Raw genomic sequence first — 8740 nt, 5'->3', positions numbered from 1 at the left:
CCCCCCCCCCCCCCAGCTCAGCAATGGCAGCACCAGCAGGCAGCCACGCAGTAATGACAACGATTTCATAGTGATCACCTTAGGGTTTGGTGCAATCGCACACCGGGTTGCCCTTATCGAACACCACCTTCCAGACACCGGGCGCCTCTTGCCGCCAGACTGAATTGAAGGTCGCCACGATCTTGCCAGCAGGGTCGCGCACCGGCCCACTGCTATGCGCCAGTGTGCCCGAGGCCAGCACCTCTACCGATTGGGGTTCCCAGGAAAACGGCGCAGCCGCGCCCTCAAAGAAACCCTTCCAGCCCGCAGCCACCTGTGCCTTGCCATGCAGCACCTTGCCGCCTCCAAAAAACACGGCTTCATCAGACAGAAAACCGCTGAAAGCCACGTGATCACGATCCGCCATGGATTTGGCAAAAGCCCGTTCGGCGTCAGCCACCTGCGCTTGCAAGGCCTTGGGGTCCAATTCAGCGGCAGTAGCGGTCATACTCAAGGTCAGGCTCATGGCGGCAATCAGCAAAGCAGTTAATCGTTTGGACAAGATGGGCACTCCGAACATTGTGGCGCATGCGGCTCAGGGGTTCTCGGCCGACCAGGTTTTCATGCGTTCCTGCAGCTCGGCCTCGGTCAGGTCTTCCAGATGGGTGGCGATATGCCAGCTATGCCCAAATGGATCGGACACACTACCCACCCTGTCGCCATAGAACTGGTCGGCCACCGGCCTGTCCAGGCTACCACCGGCATCTACTGCCTGCGCCACCATGGCATCCACGTCTTCCACATAGAACATCAGGGTACTGGTGCGGCCCTTGAGGGTATGCGGGCTGATGGCGCCCCAGGCGGGGAATTCATCCGACAGCATCACCCTGGAATTGCCAACTGTATCTCGGCATGCGCAATCTTGCCGGCCTCGTCCGGCATGGTCAGGACCACTGTTGCACCAAAGGCACGCTGGTAGAAATCCAACGCTGCATGGCCGTCATGGACGGTGATGTAGGGCGTGATGCTGTAATAGCCATCAGGGATGGCGCGTGTGGCCTTACTCATGGAGACCTCCGGGTTTGTGCTTGTGCAAACAGTGTAGATAAGCGACATCCGTTTTGCCGGCCGTGCGATATCCGCATCGGCTTGTAAAGCATATTCAACAGTGCTAGCTTGCTGCCAGTACGCCGACCACGCCCGGAAACCCACCATGCTGAAGTACGATCGCCAGCCTCATATCGACTCCTACTACGTCGCCAGCACGCCCGACATCCCCAGCTACCCCGCCCTGGACGGCAGCATGCAGTGCGATATCTGCGTGGTTGGCGGTGGCCTGGCAGGGCTGTCCAGCGCCTTGAACCTGGCCGAACGTGGCTATAGCGTGGTACTGCTGGAGGGCTCCCGCCTCAGTCATGGCGCATCGGGCCGCAATGGCGGCCAGGTCATCAACGGCTATGCATGCGATATGGATACCCTCAGCCGGGCAGCTGGCGAGACTGCAGCCAAGGCCATGTGGGACATGTCGCTGGAAGCCATAGACATCATTGAGGAGCGCATACAGCGCCATCAGATCGATTGCGACTGGGAGCGCGGCCACACCCTGGCCGCCGTCAAACCGGCCAAGTTCGAGGAACTGGTGCAGTGGCAGGCCGAGGCCGAACGTCGCTTCGGCTACCGCCACTACACGCTGTGGGATAAAGCCGAGCTGCGCCAGCATCTGGATAGCCCACGCTATTGCGGTGGACTGTACGACGCCCTGGGGGGTCATATCCATCCGCTCAAATACGCCCTTGGGCTGGCCCGTGCAGCGCATACCGCCGGTGCCCGCCTGTACGAGAACACACCGGTTATCCGTATCGAGCAAGGCGCCCAAGCCAAGGTCCATACCGCCAGCGGCGTGGTGAGCTGCAAGCAGCTGATCCTGGCGGCCAATGTCTCCATGGGCGATCTGGTGCCCCCCTTGGGCAACAAGATCATGCCAGTGGGCACCTATGTCATCACCACCGAGCCACTGGGGGAAGCCCGCGCGCAATCCTTGATCAACCCGAACTTTGCCGTGGCCGACACCCAGTTCGTACTGGATTACTACCGCCTCACCCGCGACCATAGACTGCTGTTTGGCGGCAAGGTCAGCTACTCCGGCCTGCCCCCACCCAATTTGGCCAGCGCCATGCGCAGCGACATGCTGCGGGTATTCCCCCAGCTTGCCGATGTCCGGATAGACCATGCCTGGGGTGGCTTTGTTGATATCACCATGAGCCGCGCGCCGCACTGGGGCAGGCTGTCTCCCAATGTCTATTTCTGCCAGGGTTTCTCCGGCCACGGCGTTGCCGTGACCGGCCTCGCCGGCCGGCTGATCGCCGAGGCCATTGCCGGCCAGAATGAGCGACTGGACCTGTTCAGCCAGATCAACCACCACCCTTTCCCAGGCGGCAAACTGCTGCGCATGCCCAGCCTGGTGCTAGGCATGGCCTGGTACAGGCTGCGTGACTATTTCTAGTCGTGTCGCGTGTCGCTCGTGCAAGTCACGGTATATGCCCGGCACCTCAGAAACGCACAACACGCTTGCGCTCAACCTGGAAATCCGGCCGTAGCAAGCTGTCGCAATCGTGAAAGTACCGCGAGCTGTCCGCCAACAGGCTGGCGCCGCTGCGGTGGCATAGGGCCATACCACAGCCCTCCTCCGTCAACAGCTGGCCAAGCAGGGTATGCGGTACACCCGCCTCCACCAGATGTACGGTACTCACACCATGGCTCAGCGCATCCAGGGCAGCACGCACCGTAGTCGCACCAAGTGCCTCTGAGTGCTCGCCCAGCCAGACCTCCAATTGGGCACGGCTGTTCAAGCCATCATGGCTATCCACCGCATGCAGCACGTCGCCGTTCACCATCAGTACCAGTGTGTTGGCCTTCAAGCGCTGGGCCAGCAGGCTGCCGATTTGTTCCGGCACCAATAACTGATCGTTGCCATCCGCGTCGGGCGCCATCGGCATGATCACAGGCAGCAAGCCATTGGCCTGCATGATCTGCAGCAGGCTGGCATCCAGCGTGGCAACTTCTGCGGCCCGGCCAGCCGCTGCGGGCGGGGCGGCGCGCAGCAACTGACCATCCTGCCCGGCAAGGCCAATTGCTCTCGGACCGTCCTGATTGATCAGCCGCACCAGTTCCAGATTGATTTCAGCCAAGGCCGTCCTCGTCACCTGGGTCGCCACCCGCTCGACCAGGCTGGCGCCCCCTGCCGCATGGAAGGCAGGGGCGCCACCATGTATCAGTACGGCCTGCGCCCCCATCATGGCAAGCAGGCTGATGTCCTGGGCAAAGGTCTGCCGTATGGCGGGGTCGTAGCTGGCCGTACCAGCAAAGACCACTACCACCGTCTGCTGTTGCAAGGCCTGGACAAAGGGTAGCGATCCCGCCAGCAGATCAGCATTGAGGCCTTGCAGATAGGTCTGGGCGTTTGCCTTGGCGGGTGTCGCCATACCGGTGAAATGACGGACATTGGGAGTCATGATGCTTGGCTTTCGAGCAGAATACGACGCACATCGAAGGGAGTGGCAGCAGCGCGCAGCAAGGCGCGGAATGATCGCTCGCAGAATAGCCGGGCCGCATCGGCGAGAATTTGCAGGTGATCCTGGCTGGCATGCTGGGGAACCAGCAAGAGGATGAGCTCGCCGACCGGCTTGCCGTCTGGCGCATCAAAGGCTATGGGCAGTTCGGGGCGGATGAACACCGCCAGCGGGGCGGAAAGATCGGACAAGCGGGCGTGGGGTATGGCCACCCCCTGCCCCAATGCGGTCGAACCCATGCGCTCCCGCGCTTCCAGGCTACCGATGATGGGCTCGGCTGCCAGGCCATAACGCCGCTGCAGGTGCCGCGCCACATACTCAAACAATTGGTGCCTGTTCTGCACCTTCGCATCAAGCAGGATGTCCTCTACAGGACACATTCGGGCCAAGGTATTCATGGTTATTCCCTACGTCCGGCCGGGGCTTGCAAACCCGCGCCCCAAGAGCCTGTTCAATGTCTTTTCGTCGTGTCGTTCGCAGCCTTGCCGGCGAATGGCGGCGTTGCAAGCCGCTGACGGTACCCGTACCGCTGCGCGACTTGCGCCTTGCCCTTCATCCGGCAAGGTTGCGAACCCAGCGGGCCGCGACACGGCGAAAAAACATTGAACAGGCTCTATTGCCACAGCGGGGCGATACCGGATGAGAGAAGTGCCTGGATTGCGCTTGTGCTTGTGCTTGTGCTTGTGCTTGTGCTTGTGCTTGTGCTTGTGCTTGCAAGCGTTGCTATATCCGGTATCGCCAGGAAAGTTTATGTGGCTGGACGTAAAGAAGGCATATAGAGCGGTGCCACGCAGCTAAAGATTGCATAAAGTGGGTTTGATCCGACTGCCCGATGGCGCACCCACGGCGAGCGCGCCACAGTGCGCCAAACACGCTAGGGAGCAGCTGCGGCTAAGCTGCTTGAGAGCGTGAGGTATCGTGGGCACCCGTGCCTTCATGCCCCACTCCCACCAGCCTGTACCCCACCCCCAGCTCAGTCACAAAATGCCTGGGCTGGCTGGGGTCCGCTTCCAGTTTTTGCCTTAGATTGCCCATATAGACGCGCAGATAATGATCGCGCCCACTGGCATTCGGCCCCCAAACCGCCATCAGGAGCTGGTGATGGGTCATGACCCGGCCATGGCTTTTGATCAGGGCCGATAGCAAACGGTATTCGATAGGTGTCAGGTGGACTGCCGTGCCGCCACGGCTGACTTCGCGGCCTGCCAAGTCCACGCTGATCTCGCCAAAGCACACCACGGCGCTACTGGGCTGGATACTGGCGCTATTACGGCGCAGTTGCGCCCGCACGCGGGCCAGCAGTTCCGGCACGCCAAAAGGTTTTACCAGGTAGTCGTCGGCACCGGCGTCTAGCGCCGCCACTTTTTCTTCTTCGCGGTCGCGTGCCGACAACACGATGACCGGCGCTTGCGTCCAGTTGCGCAGCTCGCGTATCAGTTCGCGGCCGTCACGGTCCGGCAGGCCAAGGTCCACGATAAACAACTCGGGTTGGCGGCTGGCCGCCTCGATCAGCGCCCTGGCCACGGTCTCTGCCTCAAACACGGTAAAACCTTCGGTTTCCAGCGCGGTACGGACAAAGCGCCGGATATGGGGATCATCTTCGACGATCAGCAAGCGTTGCGCACTCATGGGCAGCTCAATGTGGGGCCAGCTCGGCCTCCGCCATCGACGGCGGCGTGCCAAGTGGCAAGGTGAAAACAAAACGGGCACCGCCTTCCGAGCGGTTCTCGGCATGGATGCGGCCGCCATGTGCCTCGATGATGGCGCGGCAAATGGCGAGGCCCAGCCCCACACCAGGCAGTGCTGATTCATTGTCGCCACGCTCGAACTTGCCGAACAAGCGCTCCTCGCGCCCATCTGGCAGGCCTGGGCCATTGTCCTCCACCACCACCCGCAACAGATCGCCACGGTGCTGCGCCCGTATGCAGATTTCGCTGCCGGCAGGGGTGTACTTGGCAGCATTATCCAGCAAGTTCACCAGCACCCGCTCCAGCAATACCGGGTCGAACTCGCACAGCGGCAGATCAGGCGGCAACTGACTCACCACCCTGTGGCCTGCCAGCACCGCGTCCAACTGGCGCCGTGCCGAACCCAGCACTTCTTCCAGCGAGTGCCAATCCCGCCGCAGCTCTACCGCTCCCGATTGCAAACGCGCCATGTCCAGCAGCTTGCCTACCAGTTCGGCCATGCCCCTGGCCTTGTCGCCCACCGCCAGCGTCAGCTCCTGGCGGCTGGCCTCGCTCAATCCCTCGCGCCCCAGGGTATCGGCCAGCCCCACCAATGCCGTCAGGGGGGTGCGTAAATCATGCGAGACGGCGGTCAGTAGCCCATTGCGCAGGCGCTCACCTTCCATGCTGACCAGCGCATCCTGCGCTACTTCCACGAAATGTACCCGCTCCAGTGCCAATGCCACCTGGGCGGCACAGGCTTCCAACAGGCGCCTGTCCTCGGGTTCGTCCAGCAGCGTGGGGTCGGTCGCCTGCAGTGCCAGCACGCCGCGCGTGCGCATGGGTGCCTTGAGCGGCAGGTAGTGCGCCGGGCTGGCTGGCAGGGTTTGGGTACCCTGCCCCGCAGCTTGCTGGTGGTCATACACCCATTGGGCAATCTCGCTATCGGCCTGCAAGCCCTCTCGCTCGCCAAGCGTATGCGGCCCTACCGTCGTGGAGCGCACCCGCTCGTGTGAATCCGGCAGCAGCACTGCACAGCGGGCATGGAAAACCCCTTGCAACCGTTCCAGTGCCGTGCCCACGATCTGCTCTGTCGTCAGCGCACCCGATAGCTCACGAGCCAGCCCGGCCAGTTCGTCCGCCCGTCGCTCGCGCTGACGTGCCACATCGGCCTCGAAGCGCAGCTTGGCAGCCAGTTGGCCGATGACCAGGGCCACCCCCAGCATCAAGGCAAAGGTCAGTACATACTGTGTATCACTCACCGCAAAGGTAAAACGCGGCGGCACGAAGAAAAAATCAAAGCTCAGCACTGCCGCCAGCGCCGCCCAGGCACCCGGCCCACGCCCATACCGCAGCGCGGCGCCCACCACAGCCAGCAGGAACACCATCACCACATTGGCCAGGTCAAAAACCGACAGCAGCGGCGTGGCCAGCAGCGTGGTCACCGCCACATAGGCAGTTGCCCAGGCATAGCCGCGCCAGTCTGGTCGCGCTGGTCTGCCGCGCGCGTCCCGCTCGCCCAGCGCGTTGGTGTCATCCCCCCCCACCAGGTAAAGATCCAGCTCCACTGCCTGTTCTGCCAACTGGTCGGCCAGACCGGGCAGTAGCTTGCGGCGCCAGCCGGCCTTCAGCCTATGGCCTATCACCAGCTTGCTGGCATTACGGCTGCGGGCATAGGCGGCCAGGGTTCTGGCTGCATCGGAACCCGCCAATGTCGCCGTCTCGGCCCCCAGCTCTTCGGCCAATTTCAATGTTTCCAATACCCGCGCCCGTCGCTCTGCCGGTAGCCGTTGCAGGGATGGTGTCTCCACATACACCGCAATCCAGTCGGCCTGCAGTTTAGCTGCCAGCCGGGCCGCCGCCCGTACCAGCTTCTCGCCGCTGCTCCCCATGCCCACGCACACCACCAAGCGCTCCTTGGCCTGCCAGACATTGGCAATGGCCCGATCGGCGCGATAGGCCCGCATCTGGGCATCCACCCGGTCGGCAGTACGGCGCAAGGCCAGCTCGCGCAGGGCAATCAGATTGCCCTTGCGAAAGAAGTTGCGCGCTGCGCGCTCGGCTGCATCCGCCAAGTACACCTTGCCGGCCGCCAGCCTCGCCAGCAGCTCATCCGGAGGCAGGTCTACCAAGGTCACTTCGTCCGCCCCATCAAAAACCTGGTCAGGCACCGTTTCACGTACCCGCACCCCGGTAATCGATCCCACCACGTCGTTCAGGCTGTCCAGATGCTGCACATTGAGTGCGGTGTAGACATCAATCCCTGCAGCCAGCAACTCCTCCACATCCTGCCAGCGCTTGGCATGGCGGCTACCCTCCACATTGCTGTGGGCTAACTCGTCCACCACGATCAGGCGAGGCTTGCTGGCCAGTGCAGCGTCAAGGTCAAATTCGGCCAACAATTTGTCGCGGTATTGCATCTTGCGCGAGGGCAGCAGGGGCAAACCCTCCAGCAGCGCCCCCGTCTCAGCCCTGCCGTGGGTTTCGACTATGCCTATCAATACATCCACGCCTTCGCTCAGCTTTTGCCTGGCAGCCTGCAACATGGCGTAGGTCTTGCCTACGCCGGCACAGGCGCCAAAGAATATCTTCAGCTTGCCCCGCGCAGCGGCCATCGCCTCTGCCTGCAAGGCTTCCAGCAAACGGTCTGGATCAGGTCTTTGTTCGGTCATGGTTCGATGCCTGTCATCAGGCCATTATGCGGTGGCGCCAGGCAGCCTGGCGAGAATGCAGGCGAGGTGCATGGTCTTTGACCATACACCTCGTATGCACAACCAACATGGCACGGCCACTGCCACCGGTCTTTCGAAAGGAGATCGGGCGATGAGCCCGCGTTGGCAACAGCCTGCCAGACTTGCCTTCAGCCGTGTTTCAAGCTGCGAAACACGGCTGCGCAAGCCCTGGGCTCAAACCCTGCCCTGCGCGTTCAACGCCATATTCAGTTTCAGTACATTCACCGTGCGATCGCCAAAAATCCGCCAGCTGGGGTACTCGGTATGGGCATCCACCAGCCGCTGTACGTCCTCCGGCTTCAAGCCGCGCGCCTTCGCTACCCTGCCTATCTGGTAATACGCTGCGGCAGGCGAGATGTGCGGATCCAGCCCCGACGCCGAGCTGGTGACCAGCTCGGCAGGTACCGGGCCGGCCTGATCAGGATGAGCGACACGCATCGCCTCTATCCGCGCCTTCACCGCCTCAGCCAAGGCCGGATGCTGCGGGCCATAGTTGGAACCGCTGGAGGCAGCCGCGTTGTTTGGTACTGGCCCCGTGGCCGATGGCCGCCCCCAGAAATAGCCTGGGCCGCTAAAGCTTTGGCCTATGAGGCTGCTGCCCACTACCTGGCCTTGCCGCTGTATCAAGCTGCCATTGGCTTGATCCGGAAACACCACCTGCGCCACACCGGTAATCGCGGCCGGGTAAAGCACACCGGTAATGACACTCAGCACTACAAATAGCGTCAAGGCTGGACGTATCAGGTTCTTCATCATGTTTACTCCTTGTGGGCCGGTGCCATGGGCGATGCCC

General features: G+C 62.3%; 9 protein-coding genes. 1 reads left to right on the top strand and 8 read right to left on the bottom strand.

The window, feature by feature from the left end; all coding sequences use genetic code 11:
* Positions 1-79: 79 nt before the first annotated feature.
* Genes QWZ03_RS10515 through QWZ03_RS10505 form a run of 3 tightly spaced genes read right to left on the bottom strand, consistent with a single transcriptional unit; the run spans position 80 to position 1047 of the window.
* A complete protein-coding gene (locus tag QWZ03_RS10515) occupies positions 80-541 on the bottom strand; it encodes a YybH family protein (protein WP_290332670.1) in 462 nt (153 codons plus the stop codon).
* A 33-nt stretch (positions 542-574) separates the two neighbouring features.
* Complete coding sequence (locus tag QWZ03_RS10510; RefSeq protein ID WP_290332669.1) at positions 575-862, bottom strand: VOC family protein; 288 nt, start codon at positions 860-862, stop codon at positions 575-577.
* On the bottom strand, positions 862-1047 hold the full coding sequence (locus QWZ03_RS10505; protein ID WP_290332668.1) for a VOC family protein: 186 nt from the start codon (positions 1045-1047) through the stop codon (positions 862-864). Before QWZ03_RS10505 ends, QWZ03_RS10510 begins: the two co-directional genes overlap by 1 nt.
* A gap of 145 nt (positions 1048-1192) precedes the next feature.
* Between QWZ03_RS10505 and QWZ03_RS10500 the strand changes: the two genes are divergently transcribed.
* Positions 1193-2482 carry an NAD(P)/FAD-dependent oxidoreductase gene (locus QWZ03_RS10500; protein ID WP_290332667.1) on the top strand — a complete coding sequence of 430 codons (1290 nt, stop codon included), beginning with the start codon at positions 1193-1195 and terminating at the stop codon, positions 2480-2482.
* A 46-nt stretch (positions 2483-2528) separates the two neighbouring features.
* Here the strand turns inward: QWZ03_RS10500 and QWZ03_RS10495 are convergent, their stop codons facing one another.
* The 5 genes from QWZ03_RS10495 to kdpC form a co-directional block, all read right to left on the bottom strand.
* Complete coding sequence (locus QWZ03_RS10495; RefSeq protein WP_290332666.1) at positions 2529-3491, bottom strand: amino acid kinase family protein; 963 nt, start codon at positions 3489-3491, stop codon at positions 2529-2531.
* Entirely contained in the window at positions 3488-3946 is a 459-nt protein-coding gene (locus QWZ03_RS10490) for a PTS sugar transporter subunit IIA (protein ID WP_290332665.1), read from the bottom strand. The genes QWZ03_RS10495 and QWZ03_RS10490 overlap by 4 nt, the downstream gene beginning before the upstream one ends.
* A gap of 493 nt (positions 3947-4439) precedes the next feature.
* Entirely contained in the window at positions 4440-5177 is a 738-nt protein-coding gene (gene kdpE, locus QWZ03_RS10485) for a two-component system response regulator KdpE (RefSeq protein WP_284196552.1), read from the bottom strand.
* 7 nt (positions 5178-5184) lie between these two features.
* The gene (locus tag QWZ03_RS10480; protein ID WP_290332664.1) at positions 5185-7887 is read right to left on the bottom strand and encodes a DUF4118 domain-containing protein; all 2703 of its coding nucleotides are present in this window, start codon (positions 7885-7887) and stop codon (positions 5185-5187) included.
* Between the two features lie 234 nt (positions 7888-8121).
* Entirely contained in the window at positions 8122-8703 is a 582-nt protein-coding gene (gene kdpC / locus QWZ03_RS10475) for a potassium-transporting ATPase subunit KdpC (RefSeq protein WP_308447543.1), read from the bottom strand.
* Between the last annotated feature and the right edge of the window lie 37 nt (positions 8704-8740).

It is taken from the genome of Chitinimonas viridis (assembly GCF_030409555.1).
GTDB lineage: Bacteria > Pseudomonadota > Gammaproteobacteria > Burkholderiales > Chitinimonadaceae > Chitinimonas > Chitinimonas viridis.
The sequence above is the reverse complement of the archived record's forward strand: the minus strand, read 5'-3'. Positions and strand labels throughout refer to the sequence as shown.

Excerpts from the sequence above, each read along its gene's own strand:
- QWZ03_RS10510 (WP_290332669.1), bottom strand. The coding sequence starts at position 862 with ATGCTGTCGGATGAATTCCCCGCCTGGGGCGCCATCAGCCCGCATACC.
- QWZ03_RS10505 (WP_290332668.1), bottom strand. The coding sequence starts at position 1,047 with ATGAGTAAGGCCACACGCGCCATCCCTGATGGCTATTACAGCATCACG.
- QWZ03_RS10500 (WP_290332667.1), top strand. The coding sequence starts at position 1,193 with ATGCTGAAGTACGATCGCCAGCCTCATATCGACTCCTACTACGTCGCC.
- QWZ03_RS10495 (WP_290332666.1), bottom strand. The coding sequence starts at position 3,491 with ATGACTCCCAATGTCCGTCATTTCACCGGTATGGCGACACCCGCCAAG.
- QWZ03_RS10490 (WP_290332665.1), bottom strand. The coding sequence starts at position 3,946 with ATGAATACCTTGGCCCGAATGTGTCCTGTAGAGGACATCCTGCTTGAT.
- kdpE (WP_284196552.1), bottom strand. The coding sequence starts at position 5,177 with ATGAGTGCGCAACGCTTGCTGATCGTCGAAGATGATCCCCATATCCGG.
- QWZ03_RS10480 (WP_290332664.1), bottom strand. The coding sequence starts at position 7,887 with ATGACCGAACAAAGACCTGATCCAGACCGTTTGCTGGAAGCCTTGCAG.
- kdpC (WP_308447543.1), bottom strand. The coding sequence starts at position 8,703 with ATGATGAAGAACCTGATACGTCCAGCCTTGACGCTATTTGTAGTGCTG.